Below are 18407 nucleotides of genomic sequence, written 5' to 3'. Positions count from 1 at the left end.
ACCGGGGCGAAAAGGGAGAGCCAGCGTGAACGACGTGAACGACGTGCCCGCACCGACACCCCGTCAGGCGCCGCGCCGTCATGTACCGGCCGGAGCAGCCGTCTTGGCGCTCCTCGGCCTGATCGCCGCGGGCTGCGGCGCCCAGGAGCCCGAGCAGACCAAGGGCGCGGCGGCCGAGAGCGTGGAGCTCACCCTCCAGCCGGTGGGCGCCGCCGGACCCGACCCCTTCACCGCCTCCACCTCGACGGCCGAGTCGGCACCCGTGCAGCCCCCGCTGCCGAACCCGAGCGGCCAGGGCATCCGCACGGTCGGCGCCGCCACCCCCGGCCTGTACGGCGGGACGAACCGGCTCGGCAGCTGCGACGTCGAGCGCCAGGCGGCCTACCTGACCTCCGACGATGCCAAGGCCCGCGCCTTCGCCCAGGCCACCGGCGTCGAGCAGGAGAAGATCCCCGACTTCCTGCGGGGCCTGACCCCCGTGGTGCTGCGCGCCGACACCCGGATCACCAGCCACGGCTTCCGCGACGGCCGCGCCGACACCTACCAGGCCGTCCTCCAGGCCGGAACGGCCGTCCTCGTCGACGACCACGGCATGCCGAGGGTCCGCTGCGGCTGCGGGAACCCGCTCGGCGCGCCCCGTTCCGCCAAGGGGAGCCCGGTGCTCAAGGGGGACCAGTGGAACGGCTACCGGCCCAACCAGGTCATCGTCATCGAGCCCACCATCCAGCCGATCAAGAGGCTGGTCATCGTCAACGTGGCCGACAACACCTGGATCGAGCGGAAGGCCGGTGACGACGGGGCCCAGGACAAGGCGCCCAAGGTGGTGCCCCCCTACGACCCGGCCGACGGCATTCCCAACGGCCCCCCGACCCCGCCGGACGACCCCTCCGACCCCTGCGCCACCGCGGCCCCGCACGGCCCGGCCCGCACCGTCCCGCCCGCGGCCCCCTCCGGTCCGCCCGCGGACCAGCCCCCGGCCGCGGGCGGCCGGCACCTGGCGGAGACGGACCCCCCGCTCGACGTACCGGGGCAGGGCGGTCCCCCGTCCGCCGCGGGACCGAACCTGGCGGAGACGGACCCCCCGCTCGACGTACCCGGGCAGGGCGGGCCTCCGTCCGCCGCGGGCGGCCGGCACCTGGCGGAGACGGACCCCCCGCTCGACGTCCCCCCGCAGGCACCCCCCGCCGCCGGGCCGCGGAAGCTGCCGGAGACCGCGCCGCCGGCGGACCTTCCCGGGCAGGTCCCCATGGGCGCGCCCGCCGAGACCGCCCCGCTGGACGCACCGCCCGCCGGCCCGCCCGGGGCGCCGGCCGCGGGACGGGCCGGGCCCCTGGACGAGCAGCTGCCGATCCCCGGAGCCCCCGGCCTTCCGGCGGAGGCCGGCCCCCAGGGACCGCCGTCCGCCACCGGCCCCGCCCCCTGCCCGTCCGACACCGCGGGCGGCGCCGCCACGCCCGGCCGGCCCACCTCCCCGAAGACCCCGCCCTCCACCCCGCCCGGGGACCTCCCCGGCGGTGCCACGACCCCCGGCCTGCCGCCCGCCACGCCCTCCGACCCCTTCTCGGACGCCCCCGGCTCACTCGCTCCCACCGAACCGGGCCTGACCCCCGACCCGGAGGACGTACCGACCACCGGACCCACCGCGCCCGCCGACCCGTACGCCTCCCCCGACCGGCAGCCGGGCTCCGACCAGGGCGCCGACCAGGCCCCCTACCTGGAGAGCGCCTGACCCCGGGCTGTGTCATGGTGGATCGGTGCCGAGCACCGTATCGCTGCCGGAGGACTGGCCCGCACACCCGGACCGGTCCCTGTCACTGAACCGGATGGGCAGTTTCGACTGGGACCTGGTCACCGGGCTCATGCACCTGGACACGGCGGCCCTCGACGTCTTCGACACGCCCCCCGAGGAGTACGACGGGCGGCCGGAGTCGCTGGGCCGGCGCGTCCCGCCCGCCGAGGCCACCCGCCTCGACGCGATGGTCTCCAGCGCCCTCAAGAGCGGCTCGGACAGCTACGGGGCGTACTTCCGCATCCGCTGCCGGGACGGGCGGCTGCGCTGGACGCACACCCAGGGCCGCGTCATGCGCGACTCCGACGGCCGCCCGTACCGGATCATCGGCATCGTCCGCGACGCCACCGAGGAGCTGAGCCACTCCGCCGAACGCCTCGGCCTGGACGAGGAGCGCCGCCGCCAGACCTCCGTCGTCGAGTCCACCACCGCCGCGCTCGCCCACGCCCGTACCGTCAAGGACGTCATCGACGTCATCGGCGACGCCCACGGGCTGGAGCGGCTCGGTTCGATGGGCATGGTCATGGGCCTGGTCGAGGCGGGCCGGATCCACCTGGTGGCGGAAGGCCCGTCGGGCAGCTTCGTCCCCGGCACGCGCTACACGCGCATCGACGAGCAGTACCCGATGAGCGAGGTCGTCCGCTCGCTCCAGCCCCGCTTCCTGGAGTCGGCCGAGGAGTTCGCCGAGGGCTACCCGGCGCTCTGGTCGAGGATCTCGTACATGCGCATCTCGGCCGCCGCCTACCTGCCGCTGATCGCCCAGGCCCGCCCGATCGGCGCCATCGGGCTGCTCTACGAGGACAAGGACGGCTTCACCCAGGAGGAGCGCAACCTCCTGGTCGCCCTGGGCAGCAGCATCGCGCAGAGCCTCCAGCGGGCGATGCTGCTGGAGCAGGAGCACGACCTCGCCGAAGGCCTCCAGCAGGCCATGCTGCCCCGCCGGATACCGGCCGTCCCCGGCGCCAGGATCGCGGTCCGCTACCGGTCCGCGCGGATGGGGCAGGACATCGGCGGCGACTGGTACGACGTCATCCCGCTGCCGGGCGGCCGCGTCGGGGCCGTCATCGGGGACGTCCAGGGCCACGACACGCACGCCGCCGCGGTGATGGGGCAGCTGCGGATCGTCCTGCGCGCCTACGCCGCGGAGGGGCACTCCCCGGGCACGGTGATGGCCCGGGCCTCGGTCTTCCTGCACGAACTGGACACCGACCGCTTCGCGACCTGCACCTACGTGGAGGCCGACCTGTCCACGGGCGTGCTCCAGGTGGTCCGCGCCGGCCACATCGACCCGCTGCTGCGGACCCGGGACGGACAGTGCCGGCGCCTGCCGGTGGAGGGCGGGATGCCACTGGGGCTGTCGGCGGAGTTCGGCCTGCTGGAGTACCCGGTGACGACGGTGGAACTGGACCCCGGGGAAACGCTCCTGCTGTGCACCGACGGGCTGGTGGAGCAGCCCGGAGCCGACCTGGACGACGGCGTCCGCGTGCTGACCGGCCTGGTCCGCGAGGGACCGGACGACCTCCAGCTGCTCGCCGACCGGCTGTGCGAGGTGGCCGACGAGCGGGGCGGGGACGACGACATGGCCCTCCTGCTGCTGCACCGCGAGGGCGACGACACCGCGCAGCCCGGCGGCGGCCGGCTCCAGCAGCACGTCGCCCCCGGGGATCCCGAGGCCCTCGTCGCGGCCCGGCACATGATCGGAACGGCGGTGCGGGCGTGGGGCGCGCGGAGCCGGGCCGACGAGATCGAACTGGTGGCGGACGAGCTGATCGTGAACGCCCTGATGCACACGGACGGCCCGGCGATCGTCACGCTCCGCGCCCTGAGCGGGCCGCAGCGGCGGCTGAGGGTGGAGGTGGAGGACCGCTCCAGCGCCCTGCCTCGCCGGCGGGAGGCGGGGGAGGCGGGGGTGTCGGGGAGGGGGCTGATGCTGGTGGACCGGCTGGCGGACGTGTGGGGGGTGGAGCCGAGGGGGAGCGGCAAGTGCGTGTGGTGCGAGTTCGTGGTCTCCTGAGCCCGTCCGGGGCGGAGCCCGGGCGGCCGGCGGACGGGCTGGGCAGTCGGCGGACGGGCTGGGCGGCTCCGTGCAGGGGCATCCCGCACCCCCGCCCGACTCGCGCCGTCCGGACGCGCACGGCAGGCTGGGAGGGTGCCGGAGTTGCCGGAGGTCGAGGCGCTGAGGGAGTTCCTCGAGACACAGCTCGCCGGGCAGGTGGTCGCACGCGTCCTCCCGCTCGCCGTCAGCGTGCTCAAGACCTACGACCCCCCGCTCACCGCCCTGGAGGGCCGGCCGGCCGGCCCCGTCGCCCGCCACGGCAAGTTCCTCGACCTCGGCGTCGGCGAGCTCCACCTCGTCACCCACCTCGCCCGCGCGGGGTGGCTGCGCTGGCAGGACGCCTTCCCCGCACAGCCCCCGCGCCCCGGCAAGGGCCCGCTCGCGCTGCGCCTCGTGCTCGACGGGGGCGCCGGCTTCGACCTCACCGAGGCGGGCACGCAAAAACGCCTCGCCGTCTACGTCGTGCGCGACCCCCGCGAGGTCCCGGGCATCGCCCGCCTCGGCCCCGACCCGCTCGCCGCGGAATTCGGCCGGGACGCCTTCGCCGCGCTCCTCGCGGGGGAGCGGCGCCAGATCAAGGGGCTGCTGCGCGACCAGAGCGTGATCGCCGGCATCGGCAACGCCTACAGCGACGAGATCCTGCACGCCGCCCGCGTCTCGCCCTTCAAGCCGGCCGCCTCCTTCGACGACGAGCAGGTCACCCACCTCTACGGGGCCGTGCGCGACACCCTGGGGACCGCCGTCGAACGCGCCCGCGGCCTGGCCGCCGGCCGGCTGAAGGCGGAGAAGAAGAGCGGGCTGCGCGTGCACGGCCGGGACGGGGAGCCCTGCCCGGTCTGCGGGGACACCGTCCGCTCGGTGTCGTTCGCCGACTCCTCGCTCCAGTACTGCCCCACCTGCCAGACCGGCGGCAAGCCGCTCGCCGACCGCAGGCTCTCCCGCCTCCTCAAGTAGCGGGGCCGCTGCGTAGACTCCCGCACCATGGCCGAGCAGCAGCAGCCGCCCCGGCGGGAGGTCGTCACCGGAGTCCCGCGTGCCGCGCGCCGCAGGCCGCCGGCGCACGCCCCCGCCCGCTCGGAGATCTCCGAGCAGACCACCCTCGGCGCCACCTACGTACGCGCCCTGATGCACAGCCAGCTGCGCGCCGGACTGGGCGCGGTGGCGCTGCTGTTCCTGCTGCTCGGGCTGCTCCCGCTGGGCTTCCTGCTGCCCCGGGCGGCCGCGGGGCCGGTGGTGTGGGTGGCGCTCGGACTGGTGGCGTACCCGGTGATGTGGCTGATCGCCCGCCGCTACGTGGCACGGGCCGAGCGCAACGAGGCGGACTTCACGGGTCTGGTGACCGACCCCGCGGACACGGCCTAGCGGGGTGTCAGAACAGGTGCATCGCCAGGTGGCCCAGCGGGAGACCCAGTTGCCAGGCGGGGGTCCAGACGCGGGCGTTCTCGTCCAGGCCGGGCGGGGGGCCGGACTGGCCGGGGTGGTCCGGGTCGAGGTTGGTGGCGAACAGCTCGGTGTGGTCCAGCCAGCGCCAGGCGTCCCGGGCCAGCTCCAGGTCGGGGTCCTCGCCGCCGCCCCGCTCGCGGGCCTCCTCGCCCAGGGTGAGGAACCGGGTCTCGACCCAGTCGCGCCAGGGGTGCCCGTACGCCGTGAGGGACAGCCATTCGTCGAGCTGCGAGACGACGCGGATCCCGGAGAGCTCGCCGGCCGCGTCCGAGAGGTAGATCGTCAGCGCGAGCGTGTCCCGCCCGGCACGGAACTCCAGGGTGCTGACCGGGATCAGCCGGCCCGTGCGCAGCAGCTCGTCCGCGATGTACTCCGCGTAGAGCCAGGCCATGGGCACTGCCAGCCCGCCGTCACTGGTGCCGTTCGAACCCTCGGGCTGCACCGTTCCACCTCTCCCGCGCGTTGAGCCTGCCGCCGTCATCCCCGAGCCTTCACCGGCGGGCTCGCGGGGCGGGGGATGTTTACTCAACTTGAACGGACTGATGCCGATTTCGGCGTGGTTTGTGTCCGGTTCGTGCGCGTGGAGGGCGTTCCTTGAGTGTTCCTCCAGCGGGGCCGGGGCGTTCCCCCTCTCCCGCCCGCGGCTCAGGCTCCGAGCCCGTACCCCTGGAGCCCCTTGCGCAGGGCGCGCAGGGCGTAGTGCGTGCGGGATTTGACCGTGCCGGCCGGAATGCCCAGCTCCGCCGCGGCCTCGGCCACCGAGCGGTCCTGGAAGTAGACCTGCATCAGCACGTCGCGGTGCTCCTGTCCCAGGCTGCCGACCGCCCGGCGTACGTCGATCGCCGTGACCGATCCGGCCACCGCGTCCACCGGTGCGGGCGCCTGCTCCAGGCCGTCGGGCTCGACCTCCTGGGGCCGTGACAGCCGGGCCCGCCGGGCGTCGATCGCCAGCCGCCGGGCCACCGTGAACAGCCAGGGCCGCATGGACTCGTGCCCGGTCGCCAGCACCTCGGGGTGCTGCCAGACCCGGACGAGGGTCTCCTGTACGAGGTCCTCGGCGCGCTGTGCGTCCCCTGCGGTGAGGCCGAGCAGGAAGCCGAACAGGGCCCGCCCGTGCTCGCTCTGGAGTGCGGCGAGCGCCTCGGGTTCCGTGCGCTGGAGAGTGGGGGAGGGCGGCACGTCAGTGGCTCCTTCCGGATCCGCGGGGCGGGCGACGGGGGCTTCGGGGAGGGGCCCGCGGGGGCTTCGTGGTCCGTCTGCACCCACCCTCACCTGCGCCGGGCCACCCGGGAACCGTCCGGCGCCGGCGTTGCGCCCAAGCACCCGGGTGGTCCGGTGGGCGGCCGCGCCGGACGACGAACGGTTGAACGGCGCGGCGAACGGCCGGGGCCGTCGGAGTGAGGCGGGGGCGGGCGGACGGCGCCGTTCCTTGACTTGCGGCGCCCTCTCTTATGGATTCGTAGGGATTGCAGATAATCCGATAATCCACTCAAGGAGAGCCGGGTCAGATGACCAAGCGCACCCGCAGGGGACTGGCCCTGCTGTCGGCCGCCCTGCTGTCCGCCGCAACCGCCGGCTGCTCCGGCAGCGGCCACCCCGCCCCCGCCCGGCTCGGCACCAGCGCCGCCGGCGCGCCCGCCGCGGCGGCCGGATCAGCCCCGCCCGCCACCCCCGGCCGCGGCTTCACCCTGGTCGCCAGCGGCGACGTCCTCCCGCACACCTCGATCATCCAGCGGGCGGCGGCCGACGCGGGCGGCGAGGGGTACGACTTCCGGCCGATGTTCTCCGCGGTCAAACCGCTCGTCTCGGCGGCCGACCTGGCCCTGTGCCACATGGAGACCATCTACGGGGACGACGACGGCCCCTTCAGCGGCTACCCCGCCTTCGTCTCCCCGCCGACGGTGGCCGACGCCCTCAAGGACGCCGGGTACGACGGCTGCTCCACCGCCTCCAACCACACCCTGGACGACGGCGCCGAGGGCATCAAGCGCACCCTCGACCGCTTCGACAAGGTCGGCCTCGGCCACGCCGGCTCCGCCCGCACGGCCGCGGAGGCCGCCCGGACCGCCTTCTACACGGCCGGCTCCGCCAAGGTCGCCCACCTCGCCTACACCTACGACACCAACGGCTACCCGATGCCGGACGGCCGGCCGTGGGCGGTCGACCTGATGCGCCAGGACGAGATCGTCGCCGACGCGCGGGCGGCCCGGAAGGCGGGGGCGGACGTGGTCCTCGTCAGCCTCCACTGGGGTACCGAGTGGCAGACCGAACCCGACGAGACCCAGCTCTCGCTCGGCAGGGCCCTCACCGCCTCGCAGACCGCCGGCCGCCCCGACATCGACATGATCCTGGGCACCCACGCCCACATCCCGCAGGCCTACGAGAAGGTCAACGGGACCTGGATCGTCTACGGCATGGGCGACCAGGTCGCCGGCGAGATGTTCAACCACACCGGCGACCGCGACATGCGCGGCAACTACGGCTCCATCGGCCGCTTCACCTTCGCCCCGCCCGCCGCTCCCGGGCAGCGCTGGCAGGTCACCAAGGCCGAGTTCGTCCCGCAGATGATGGACCTGTCCACCGGCCGGATCGTCAACCTCCCCGCCGCCCTCGCGCAGGACCCCGGCAACGCCGCGTACGAGAGCGCCCAGGACACCGTCACCGAGGCCGTCCTCAGCCGCGACGCCGCCAAGGACGGCCTCACGCCCGCCCGGTAGCCCGGACCGCGGGGACGGGCGCGCCGCTCAGGGCACCACCGTGACCGGCCAGCGGCCCGCCTTCACCAGCCGCACCGCCACCGAGCCGACGAGGCGGTGGCCGGCCCGCTCCGAGGCGCCGACCACCACCGCGTCCGCCTTCAGCCCGTCCGCGGCGTCCACCAGACCAGAGAAGGGGTCGCCGCGGAAGGTGTGGAACTCCCACCGCACCTCGAAGACCCCCCTGAGCCGCTCCGCCGAGGCGCGGATCCCGGCCACGATCTCCTCCGCCACCTCCCCGGTCGCCTCCGCCACCGGCGCGCCCAGGGAGGCCCCGGCCGCCAGCACCGGCTGCACGTACACCAGCGCCAGCAGCGCGTTCTGCCTCCGGGCCAGCCCCGCCGCGTAGGCCGCCGCCCGCAGGGAGGACTCCGAGCCGTCCACCCCCGCGAGGATGACCTTCGGCCCGTCCGTGCCCCGTTCGAATGCCGTACCGGCGTGCTCCGTCACCCTGCCGAGGCTATCCCGTTCGCCGCGCGCGGCGGCGCGGCCCTCCCTACAGTGCATGGCATGAGTGCCACGCTGGAGCAGACCCGCGGTGCCCGCGGCAGGTTCCTGAACCGGGTCCCGGACGCCTTCGGGGCGTTCTTCGGAACGCTCGGCCTGCTGTGCGCGCTGCTGGCACTCTCCCCGGTGCTGCGGGGACTGCTGCGGCCCGTGGTGCACTTCCTCGACGACTTCGTCGTACCGGTCAGCGAGAACCTCGCGTACGCCGTCTTCCTCTTCCTGCTCGCCGCCGCGCTCGGCATCCGCAAGAAGATCGCCTGGTGGATCGTCGTCACCTATCTGGCCCTGCTGATCCTCGTCGACGTCCTGATCATCGCGGACGGGGACCTCTGGGTCGGCGGCCTGTCCATGGCCCTCGCGGTCGCCGGCCTCATCGTGCTCATCGCCGCCCGCAAGGAGTTCTACGCCGCCTCCCGCCCGGGCGCCGTCTGGCGCGCGCTGCTCGTCCTGGGCCTCGGGCTGCTCGCCGCCGTCCTCCTCGGCTGGGCCCTCGTCGCGCTGTTCCCCGGCACCCTGCCCAAGGACCAGTGGCTGGACTGGGCCGCCAAACAGGTCTTCGGCGGGCTCTTCTCCGCCCGGCAGTTCGACGGCCGCCCGCCCCGCTTCCTCTACTTCCTCCTCGGCCTCTTCGGCGCCCTCGCCCTGCTGAACGCCGCCGCCACCCTCTTCCGCTCGCAGCGCCTGACCGCCGCCCTCCACGGGGACGAGGAGCCCCGCATCCGCGCCCTGCTCGGCGCCTACGGCCGCGCCGACTCCCTCGGCTACTTCGCCACCCGGCGCGACAAGGCCGTCGTCTTCGCCCCCAACGGCAGGGCCGGCGTCACCTACCGCGTCGAGGCCGGCGTCTGCCTCGCCAGCGGCGACCCGGTCGGCGACCCCGGCGCCTGGACGCCCGCCATCGACGCCTGGCTCGCCGTGGCCCGCCGCTACGGCTGGCAGCCCGCCGTCATGGGCGCCTCCGAGGACGGTGCGACCGCCTACGCCCGCTCCGGGCTCAGCGCCCTCCAGCTCGGCGACGAGGCCATCCTGCACGTCGCCCACTTCGACCTCGACGGCCGCGACATGCGCGTCACACGGCAGGCCGTCAACCGGGTCAGACGCGCCGGGGCCACCACCCTGATCCGCCGCCACTCGGCCCTGACCGACGAGGAGATGCAGAAGATCGTCGACCGGGCCGACCACTGGCGCGACACCGAGACCGAACGCGGCTTCTCCATGGCCCTGGACCGGCTCGGCGACCCCGCCGACGGGGACTGCCTGCTCGTGGAGGCCTTCGACGCCCAGGGCGAGCTGATCGCCCTGCTCTCCTTCGTCCCCTGGGGCAAGGACGGCATCTCCCTCGACCTGATGCGCCGCGACCGCGCCGCCCCCAACGGGGTCATGGAGTTCATGGTGGCCCAGCTCTGCGCGGCCGCCCCCGGCCTCGGCGTCCGCCGGATCTCCCTCAACTTCGCCGTGTTCCGCTCCGCCTTCGAGGAGGGCGGGCGGATCGGCGCCGGCCCGGTGCTCAAGCTCTGGCGCAGGCTGCTGCTGTTCTTCTCCCGCTGGTGGCAGCTGGAGGCCCTCTACCGCTCCAACGTCAAGTACGGGCCCGAGTGGTACCCCCGCTTCCTCTGCTACCAGGACGCCGGCTCGCTCGCCCGGGTCAGCCTCGCCTCCGGCATCGCCGAGGGCTTCGTCTCCGTGCCCAGCCTGCGCAAGCTGTGGGGCAAGGGCCACCAGCCCAGGGGCCTCACCGCCCCCGCCGACACCGCCGGGCTGCCCTCCATCGACTCCCTCGGCCTGGACCTCGTGCAGGAGGGCGAGCGGGAGCCCGCCGAGCGGCTGCCCGAGCAGGTCCGGGTCCGCCACGCCAAGCTGGAGCGGATCCGCGCGGCCGGCACCGACCCGTACCCCGTGGGGATCCGGCAGCGCACCCACACCGCCGCGCGCCTCAGGGCCGACCACCCCGGCCGGCTCCCCGCCGGCGCCCGCACGGGCGAAGCGGTCGTCCTCGCCGGCCGGGTGATGGTCGTGCGCGACCTCGGCGGAGCCGTCTTCGCCGTCCTGCGCGACTGGACCGGCGACGTCCAGCTGATGTTCACCCGCGACGAGTCCGGGCCGGCCGTACTGGACTCCTTCACCTCCCAGGTCGACTTCGGCGACCACGTGGTCGCCGCCGGGACCGCCGCCGCCAGCCGCAGCGGGGAGCTGTCCGTCCTCGTCGACTCCTGGCAGCTCACCGGCAAGTGCCTGCGCCCCCTCCCCGACAAGCGCAAGGGCCTGGCCGACCCGGAGGCCCGGGTCCGCCGGCGCTACCTCGACCTGGTCGCCAGCCCCGACGCGCGCGACGTCGTACGGGCCCGCTCCAGCGCCGTGCAGGCGCTGCGCCAGGGACTCCTGGACCGCGGCTACCTCGAGGTCGAGACCCCGATGCTCCAGCAGATCCACGGCGGCGCCAACGCCCGCCCCTTCCGCACCCACATCAACGCCTACGACCTCGACCTGTACCTGCGCATCGCACCCGAGCTCTACCTCAAGCGGCTCTGCGTCGGCGGCATGGAGAAGGTCTTCGAGATGGGCCGCACCTTCCGCAACGAGGGCGTCTCCTACAAGCACAACCCCGAGTTCACGATGCTGGAGGCCTACCAGGCCTTCGCCGACTACGACGTGATGCTCGACCTCACCCGCGAGCTGATCCAGGGCGCCGCCACCGCCGCCTTCGGCTCGCCCGTCGCCCACAAGGCGGACCCCGACGGCAAGCTCGTCGTCCACGACATCTCCGGGCCCTGGCCGGTCAAGACCATGTACGGGGCCATCAGCGAGGCCCTCGGCGAGGAGGTCGACGCCGACACCGAGGAGCACCGGCTGCGCCTCCTGTGCGACCGGGCCGGCGTCCCGCACGGGCCGGAGGACACCCGGGGCGACGTGGTCCTGGAGATGTACGAGCGCCTCGTGGAGGAGCGGACGAAACTCCCCACCTTCTACAAGGACTTCCCGACCGACGTCTCCCCGCTCACCCGGCAGCACCGCCGGGACCCCCGCCTCGCCGAGCGCTGGGACCTCGTGGCCTTCGGCACCGAACTGGGCACCGCCTACTCCGAACTCACCGACCCCGTGGAGCAGCGCCGGCGGCTCACCGCCCAGTCCCTGCTGGCGGCGGGCGGCGACCCGGAGGCGATGGAACTCGACAACGACTTCCTCGACGCCCTGGAGTACGCCATGCCGCCCACCGGCGGGCTGGGCATCGGCGTCGACCGGCTGGTCATGTTCCTCACGGGTCTGACGATCCGCGAGACGCTGCCGTTCCCACTGGTGCGCCAGAGCTGACCGGACCGTCCGGCGGGCGGCTGGTCCGAGCGGGTGAGGGGGACGGGGCGCGTCCGCGCCTCTCGACATCTTCGGCGATGTCGTTGATACGTAGTAATAATGACAAATGACGAGCCGACAGTAGGGCGGCGCGTGCTCCTGCGCACCGCCGTCTTCCTCGGAATCGCCGCCGCCTCCTCCGGTCTGCTCGGCAGGGGCGAGGACGGCTCACCGGGCGGCCCGCCCGGCACGCCCTCCGCAGGCGCTCCCGCGCCGGCCGGCGGACCGGGCGCCGGGGCCGCCGGAGCACCGGGCCTGCGCCCGGAGGGGCTGCCCGACGCGTCCTACCGGCTGAAGCCGATGACGGCCGAGGCCCCCGCGAAGCCGCCCGCCGTGAAACCCGCCGTCCGCACCCGGCCCATCCTGGAGCTGCCCCAGGGGGCGGCCGCGGGTGCCAGGGCCATGGTGCTCACCTTCGACGACGGCCCCGACCCGCGCTACACCCCGGCCATCCTGGACACCCTCGCCCGGTACGGGGTCCGCGCGATGTTCTTCGTCTGCGGGGAGATGGCCACCGACAACCGCGACCTCCTGCGCCGGATGGCCGCGGAGGGGCACGTCATCGGCAACCACACCTGGACGCACCCGCTGATCCCCAAGCTCGGCCGGTCCGCGCTGGAGCAGGAGATCGGGCGCACGAGCGAGGTCGTCGAGCAGACCGTGGGGCAGCCCCCGCTCTGGTTCCGGGCCCCCTACGGGGCGTGGAACCGGGCCGCCTTCGAGATCGGCGCCGACCTGGGCATGGAGCCCCTCGCCTGGACGGTGGACACCCTCGACTGGACGGAGCCGGGGACGGCCGCCATCGTCTCCCGGGTCCTGGACGGGGCCGCCCCGGGCGTGATCGTGCTGAACCACGACGCCGGCGGCGACCGGTCGCAGAGCGTCAGGGCGGTGGAGACGTACCTGCCCCAGCTGCTGGCCCGCGGCTACCGGATGACCCTCCCGGCGCTGCCGCCGCGCTGAGGCCGGGGCCCTGCGCGGGGCGGGGGCCTGCGCGGGCCGGGGGCCGCCGGCGGGCCGCCGCGCGGGGCGGCGGCCCGCCCGACGGACCAGGTGAAACGTTTGCTCAGCGGGCCTCCACCATCCGCGCGAAGACCACCACGTTGCCGTCGTAGCCCTTGGCCTTCGAGTAGCCGCCGCCGCAGGTGATCACCCGCAGCTCCGGGTGCCCGGTGTCCCCGTACACCCGCGCCCCGGGGAAGGCGTCCTTCGCGAACACCTCCACCCCGTACACCTCGAACACGGCCGTCCGGCCGTCGTAGCGCTCCACCTCGATGTGGTTGCCCGGCTTGAGCGAGCCCAGGCCGTAGAAGACCGCCGGGCCCTGCGCGTTGTCCACGTGGCCCACGATCACCGCCGACCCCTGCTGGCCCGGCGAGATGCCGTTGAGGTACCAGCCCGCCAGGTTGCGGTCCTGCGGCGGCGGGGCGTCGATCCAGCCCTGCGCGTCCAGGCCGACCGTCATCACCGGCGCGTCCACGTTGATCGTCGGAATCCGGATGCGCTGCACCGACGAGTGGTCCAGCACCTCCATGTCCGCGGGCGGCGTGGGCGCGCCGGCCGGTTGCCGGTCGGCCCGTGCGGCCACGGCCGCGGCGGCGGTGGGCTGCGGCGGCCCGTCCTCCACGTTCGCCCCGTTCCGCATCATGGCGAGGCCGCTGAGCAGTGCCAGTGCGAGCACGCCCCAAGGGGAGCGTCTCCTCGGCCGCTGCTCGGTCTCGTCCTCGAGCATGGCTCTCCCTTCCCGACGCGGGGGTCCCGACCCGCGTTCCAGTCCCTCCCCTGTACGCCCTTCTTCCCGCACGCTAAGGGCGGAAGGGCGGGACGGCGATCGGGGAGGGGCGAACGGGTGGTGCCGCCGGACGGGGTGCGGCCATCCAGGTAATCATCACATAAATGCCTGACGGCTCGTGACCTGCGGATCCGTCAGATGTGCCGGGCGTGCCTCGGCGTGTCGCTCAACCGGGCGGCCCAAGGGCGGAAATGCGCTGGTTGCGCGCCGCCGGGAGGGTTCGTGATGGGAGGCGTTCTCGTCGATCTGCCCGGGCCACCGCTCCGGGGCGTCTCCCGCTGGAGGTTCCACCATGCGTGCTTTCCGCGCTCTCACCGTGACCGCGGCCGCCTGCGCCGCGCTCGGGCTCAGTGCCCCGTTCGCCACCGCGAACAACCCGAACGGCGGCGGCAACGGGCCGAGCAACGTCACGGTCAACCCGTACTCCGTCCACCAGGGCGCCTCGATGCAGGTCAGCGCGGCCGGCTGCGGCCACGGCGGCACGGTCTGGTCCCACGGCAACTTTCCGCAGACCAACCTGTCGGCTGGCTCCATCGGCTTCGCGACCGTCCGGATCTTCAACCACGCCTCGCCCGGCCACCACACCCTGTCGGTCAAGTGCCACGACAACAGCCTCGTCGCCACGCACCGCTTCACGATCCTGGCGGGCAACGGAGCCCAGGGCGGCCTCGGCGGCTCCTTCGGCCCGTCCACCGCCGAGACGGCCATCGGTGCGGGTCTGGTCGGTGCCGCGGCGCTCGGCGCGGGCGTGCACGTGGTGCGCCGCCGCCGTCCGGCCGCCGCCCGCAGCTGACGCGCTCCGTGGTGCACGGCGCCGCCCCCCGGGCCCGGCCGCGACCGCCGGGGCCCGGGCGGGGTCAGTGGCCGCGGGTCGTGCGGCGCCGGCGCAGGGCGTACGCCGCGCCGCCCGCGGCGGCGGCGAAGAGGACGGCTCCCGCGGCGAGTTCGACCGGGTCGGCCCCGGCGATGCTGCCGCCGAGCCCGCCGCGGACACCGAGCGTGGCGGTGGTCGCGCGGGGCGCGGTGGTCGTGCGGACCGGCGGTGTGGTCCGGACGGGCTGGACGGTGCGGAAGGGCTGTACGGTGCGTGCGGGTTGCGTGGTGCGCGCGGGCTGGGTGGTGCGGGCCGGCTGGGTGGTGCGGGCCGGCGGTGTGGTGCGTGCGGGCGCGGGGGTGCGCGCCGGCGGTGTGGTGAAGGGCGGCGGCCTCAGGCCCGTGCCGGTCGTGGCGGTCGGGGAGGGGCTGCGCCGGGGACCGGAGGTGGAGCTGGTGCTGGGCCGCGTCGTCCCGCCGGAGATGGTGAGGTCGGCCGATCCGTTCTCCCCGTTGCAGGTGAAGGTGACCGAGTAGAGGGCTCCCGGCCGGGCGTCGCGGTCGACCCGGACCTTGACGGTCTTGTCCCGCTCGATGGTCACCGTGTCGAAGACCCCGGAGGAGGCGGTGGCGAAGGCGGCGTCGCAGTTGCTGACGGAGAGGGTGACCGTGCCGCCCGGTGCGACCGTCGAGGGGGTGACGGCGAAGGCGAAGGAGGTGACGGGCGCCTCCTCGGCCGCGAGGGCGACGGGCGCGCCGAAGGCGCCGAGCGCGAGGGCGAGGCCCGCGGCGCCGGCGCTCAGCAGGGTGGTGGCGGAGCTGCGTATCGCACCCATGGTCGCGTTCCTCCGGATCTCCGAGGCGCAGTCGCGCAGCGTTTCCGCACGTGTGGGGTCGTGCGCCTCGATGTCCGCCACGCTAGGTCCCGGCCCGGTGGCCCGCGATCAGGGACGGGCGAATGGGGCACGGCCGTAGGCCGAACCGGGGACGGTGTCCCCTCCCGCGGTTTGGCGGGCGGCCCGGCCGTGCCCGGTCCGCTCAGCTCTTCAGGCCGAGGTGCGGGAACTGCGAGAGGAAGGGCTCGGCGGTGGCCGCGACCCCCCGTCCGAAGGGTGCGTCGAAGTCCCAGATCAGGAACAGCAGGAAGGCGATCAGCGCACTGAACAGGCCGGCGAGCAGCAGCTCGCGGAAGGAGCGGCGGATCTGCAGGGTGAAGATCATTCCGACGGTGACCAGGGCCCCGGCGATCAGCCCGAACCACACCACCCCGGGCATGGTGGCCCCGGCGCTCTCGCCCCGCGCGTTGCGGGCGTCGTCCACCAGCGCGACCTGGTCGACCAGCGGCTGGTAGGCCTGCCCCTCGTGGTCGGTCTGCGGCTCGTAGTCGGTCACGTCGCGGCGGACCTTCTCCAGCAGCTCCGCGCTCCGGTCGGTGAGCTCGTTCTCCTTGGACATGTGCGCCCACTCGGTGTCGACCACGTACGTCACGTACGCGTCGACGTCGGAGCGGATCCTCTTGCGCACCTCGGCCGGGTAGACCTCGGAGCGGACGCTGATCTCGTGCAGGGCCTGGGACTCCTGGCGCACGTACTCCTGGGCGGCCCCGCGGCCCTCCCAGACGCCCGCGATGGCGAGGCCCAGGACGATCGCGTAGATCACCCCGATCATCATCGTCATGTACTCGATGACGTCCGGGGTCTCGTTCGGATCGTCGTCCTCGGTGATCCTGCGGTGGTTGAAGAAGGCGATGGACAGCACCACGGCACAGGCCGCGGCCATCGCGAGGGACAGGACGAGCCATTCCGACAAGACGACTCCCAATCGGTGGGCGGTGGCGATCGGTGGGCACCGGCACCGGCACCGGCTCCGGCACCGGCAGGCCGCCGCGCGGTGGGCGGCAGGCGGTGCGCGGCAGGCGGTGGGCGGTGGGCGCGGGCGGCGGCCGGCGGGCGGCGCGCGCGGACTAGCGCGGACGCAGCGCGACGATCGCGAGCACGGCGGGGGCGGCGGTCATGAGGGTGAACGTGACCGGTGAGATGTGGTGTTCGAGCGGTTTGCGTGCGGCGGTGTGGTAGGCGGGCCGGGGCACCTTGGCCTTCGGCGCGGGCGGCTTCGGCGCGGGTGCGGGTGGCGGAGGGGGAGCGGGCCGGGGCGGAGGAGGTGCGGGCTCCGCCTGGACCCGGGGTGCGGGGGGCTTCGGCGCGGGCGGCCGGGGCGCGGGAGGCGCGGGCTTCGGCGGCTCCGGGGCCGGTGGCGGGGGAGGGGGCGGCGTCGGGGTGGGCTTGGGCGGCGGGGTCGGCTTGGGCGGGGTCGGCGTGGGGGTCGGGGTGGGCTTCGGTGGGCACGGCGGGGGAGGGGGCGGCGGGCAGTGGTGCCCGTGCCCGTGGCCGCGTCCCTTGTCGTGGCCGCGGCCCTTCCCGGGTCCGCCGTCGTGATGTCCGCCACCCACGGAGACCGCGCTCCCGCCGCTGCCGGCGTACGCGTACACCTCGACGGAGGCCGTTCCGTCCCCGGCGGCGATCGTCGCGTAGGCGCAGCTATCGGCCACGGCCGGAGTGGTCGACAGGGTCGCCCACAGCAGGACCGGAACCGCCAGCAGGCGTCTGGCTGAGGCTCTGTTCACCCGGCGAGCATGGGGTCGCGCGCGCCCGCGCACGTGGGACCCGGGAACGGTTCGCCCGAACGGGCGGATCCTGGACGGGTGAGGTTTGAGACAGATTCTGATCGCTTGTGATTGAACGCTGGTCAATTCCCAAAAGGTATTTGTCGGTTTCCGTGGTGCCGGTGGCGGCCCCCGGTCACCTTTGGTGTGTGACCAAGAACGGACCGGCAATTTCCGCTTTTGCTCGCCCTGTTGGGCAATGATCAGTACATTCGGCTCGGACAGGAGTCCGACCCCCGGGCGGACCAGGTACGAACACGACACGACAACGGCTTGGAGACCCCGATGGAACGCCCCGCCTGGGCCCCGCCAGGCATCGACATATCGGTGCCGAGCGTGTCCCGTATCTACGATTACTACCTGGGCGGCTCCCACAATTTCGAGGTCGACCGGCAGGCCGCCCGCCGGGCCATGGAATTCATGCCGGGCCTCCCCAAGATCATGCAGGCCAACCGGGCCTTCATGCGCCGCACCGTCCGCCACGCCGTCGCCGAGGGCATCACCCAGTTCCTCGACATCGGCTCCGGCATCCCCACCTTCGGCAACGTCCACGAGATCGCCCGCGCCGCCACCCCCGAGGCCCGCGTCGTCTACGTCGACCACGACCCGGTCGCCGTCGCACACAGCCGGGCCGTCCTGGCCGGCGACGACCGCACCGGCGTGGTCGCCGCCGATCTGCGCAGGCCGCAGGACATCCTGGCCGCCCCCGAGGTCCGCCGGCTGCTGGACCTGGAGCGGCCCGTCGCCCTGATGCTGGTCGCCGTCCTGCACTTCCTGGAGGACGCCGACGAGCCGTACGCGGCCGTCGCGGAACTGCGCGACGCCCTGGCCCCCGGCAGCATGCTGATCCTCACCCACGCCTCCTACGAGGGCATCCCGCTCAGCGAGGAGGTCGCCGCCGGGACCGTCGGCGTCTACCGCGACATCCGCAACCCGCTGGTCATGCGCGGCCACCAGGAGATCACCGGCTTCTTCGACGGCTTCGAGCTGCTGGAGCCCGGGCTCGTCTCCATGCCCGACTGGCACCCCGAGCGCACCGGGCCGCTCGCGGAGGGCGAGACCCCGGAGGACCCGTACGCCTTCTCCGGCTTCGGCGGCGTGGGACGCAAGGCGTGAGACTCCCCGCTCCCACGCCCCCGCCCGCGACCCCCGGCCAGGCCCACCCGGCGGGGGGCGCCGGGTCCGCGTCCGCGCCGGCGCCCGCGACCGGTGCCGAAGCGCCCGTCCGGCACGCCAGCCGG

16 protein-coding genes are annotated in these 18407 nt (G+C 74.4%); 9 read left to right on the top strand and 7 right to left on the bottom strand.

Translation table 11 applies throughout. The annotated features are described in order from the left end of the window. Window positions 1-25 precede the first annotated feature (25 nt). The 4 genes from AB0469_RS00725 to AB0469_RS00710 all read left to right on the top strand — a co-directional run bounded on the left by AB0469_RS00725 (window position 26) and on the right by AB0469_RS00710 (window position 5207). Window positions 26-1729: a DUF6777 domain-containing protein gene (locus AB0469_RS00725; protein ID WP_366449103.1), complete on the top strand. Its 1704-nt coding sequence runs from the start codon at window positions 26-28 to the stop codon at window positions 1727-1729. A gap of 7 nt (window positions 1730-1736) precedes the next feature. Further along, the gene (locus tag AB0469_RS00720; RefSeq protein ID WP_366449285.1) at window positions 1737-3803 is read left to right on the top strand and encodes a SpoIIE family protein phosphatase; all 2067 of its coding nucleotides are present in this window, start codon (window positions 1737-1739) and stop codon (window positions 3801-3803) included. Between the two features lie 135 nt (window positions 3804-3938). Then, the gene (locus tag AB0469_RS00715; RefSeq protein ID WP_366449102.1) at window positions 3939-4799 is read left to right on the top strand and encodes a DNA-formamidopyrimidine glycosylase family protein; all 861 of its coding nucleotides are present in this window, start codon (window positions 3939-3941) and stop codon (window positions 4797-4799) included. Between the two features lie 27 nt (window positions 4800-4826). Beyond that, window positions 4827-5207: a hypothetical protein gene (locus AB0469_RS00710; RefSeq protein ID WP_366449101.1), complete on the top strand. Its 381-nt coding sequence runs from the start codon at window positions 4827-4829 to the stop codon at window positions 5205-5207. A 7-nt stretch (window positions 5208-5214) separates the two neighbouring features. Here AB0469_RS00710 and AB0469_RS00705 read toward each other — a convergent pair whose 3' ends face one another. Both AB0469_RS00705 and AB0469_RS00700 read right to left on the bottom strand, forming a co-directional pair. Beyond that, a complete protein-coding gene (locus AB0469_RS00705) occupies window positions 5215-5679 on the bottom strand; it encodes a hypothetical protein (RefSeq protein WP_366449284.1) in 465 nt (154 codons plus the stop codon). 254 nt (window positions 5680-5933) lie between these two features. Further along, window positions 5934-6467, bottom strand: a complete 534-nt coding sequence (locus AB0469_RS00700; protein ID WP_366449100.1) for a sigma-70 family RNA polymerase sigma factor — start codon at window positions 6465-6467, stop codon at window positions 5934-5936. Between the two features lie 329 nt (window positions 6468-6796). Between AB0469_RS00700 and AB0469_RS00695 the strand changes: the two genes are divergently transcribed. Further along, complete coding sequence (locus AB0469_RS00695; RefSeq protein WP_366449099.1) at window positions 6797-8005, top strand: CapA family protein; 1209 nt, start codon at window positions 6797-6799, stop codon at window positions 8003-8005. Between the two features lie 27 nt (window positions 8006-8032). On the opposite strand, the gene AB0469_RS00690 is transcribed toward AB0469_RS00695, so the two are convergent. Then, window positions 8033-8494: a universal stress protein gene (locus AB0469_RS00690; protein WP_366449098.1), complete on the bottom strand. Its 462-nt coding sequence runs from the start codon at window positions 8492-8494 to the stop codon at window positions 8033-8035. Window positions 8495-8554: 60 nt separating this feature from the next. Here AB0469_RS00690 and lysX point away from each other — a divergent pair, with 60 nt between their 5' ends. Next, a complete protein-coding gene (lysX, locus tag AB0469_RS00685; RefSeq protein WP_366449097.1) occupies window positions 8555-11860 on the top strand; it encodes a bifunctional lysylphosphatidylglycerol synthetase/lysine--tRNA ligase LysX in 3306 nt (1101 codons plus the stop codon). Between the two features lie 99 nt (window positions 11861-11959). Then, window positions 11960-12862 carry a polysaccharide deacetylase family protein gene (locus tag AB0469_RS00680; protein ID WP_366449096.1) on the top strand — a complete coding sequence of 301 codons (903 nt, stop codon included), beginning with the start codon at window positions 11960-11962 and terminating at the stop codon, window positions 12860-12862. Window positions 12863-12965: 103 nt separating this feature from the next. Here AB0469_RS00680 and AB0469_RS00675 read toward each other — a convergent pair whose 3' ends face one another. After that, entirely contained in the window at window positions 12966-13631 is a 666-nt protein-coding gene (locus tag AB0469_RS00675; RefSeq protein ID WP_366449095.1) for a class F sortase, read from the bottom strand. Between the two features lie 352 nt (window positions 13632-13983). On the opposite strand from AB0469_RS00675, the gene AB0469_RS00670 reads away from it, so the two are divergent. Further along, complete coding sequence (locus AB0469_RS00670; protein WP_366449094.1) at window positions 13984-14484, top strand: hypothetical protein; 501 nt, start codon at window positions 13984-13986, stop codon at window positions 14482-14484. Window positions 14485-14548: 64 nt separating this feature from the next. Here the strand turns inward: AB0469_RS00670 and AB0469_RS00665 are convergent, their stop codons facing one another. The 3 genes from AB0469_RS00665 to AB0469_RS00655 form a co-directional block, all read right to left on the bottom strand. Continuing rightward, window positions 14549-15340: a hypothetical protein gene (locus AB0469_RS00665; RefSeq protein WP_366449093.1), complete on the bottom strand. Its 792-nt coding sequence runs from the start codon at window positions 15338-15340 to the stop codon at window positions 14549-14551. A 202-nt stretch (window positions 15341-15542) separates the two neighbouring features. Beyond that, a complete protein-coding gene (locus tag AB0469_RS00660; protein WP_366449092.1) occupies window positions 15543-16313 on the bottom strand; it encodes a hypothetical protein in 771 nt (256 codons plus the stop codon). Window positions 16314-16467: 154 nt separating this feature from the next. Further along, the gene (locus tag AB0469_RS00655; protein WP_366449091.1) at window positions 16468-17127 is read right to left on the bottom strand and encodes a hypothetical protein; all 660 of its coding nucleotides are present in this window, start codon (window positions 17125-17127) and stop codon (window positions 16468-16470) included. A 324-nt stretch (window positions 17128-17451) separates the two neighbouring features. Here AB0469_RS00655 and AB0469_RS00650 point away from each other — a divergent pair, with 324 nt between their 5' ends. Next, on the top strand, window positions 17452-18282 hold the full coding sequence (locus AB0469_RS00650; RefSeq protein WP_366449090.1) for an SAM-dependent methyltransferase: 831 nt from the start codon (window positions 17452-17454) through the stop codon (window positions 18280-18282). The last annotated feature ends 125 nt before the right edge of the window (window positions 18283-18407 follow it).

Source organism: Streptomyces sp. NPDC093801 (assembly GCF_040701585.1).
Taxonomy (GTDB): domain Bacteria; phylum Actinomycetota; class Actinomycetes; order Streptomycetales; family Streptomycetaceae; genus Streptomyces.
This window is presented reverse-complemented; position numbering and strand designations above follow the sequence as displayed.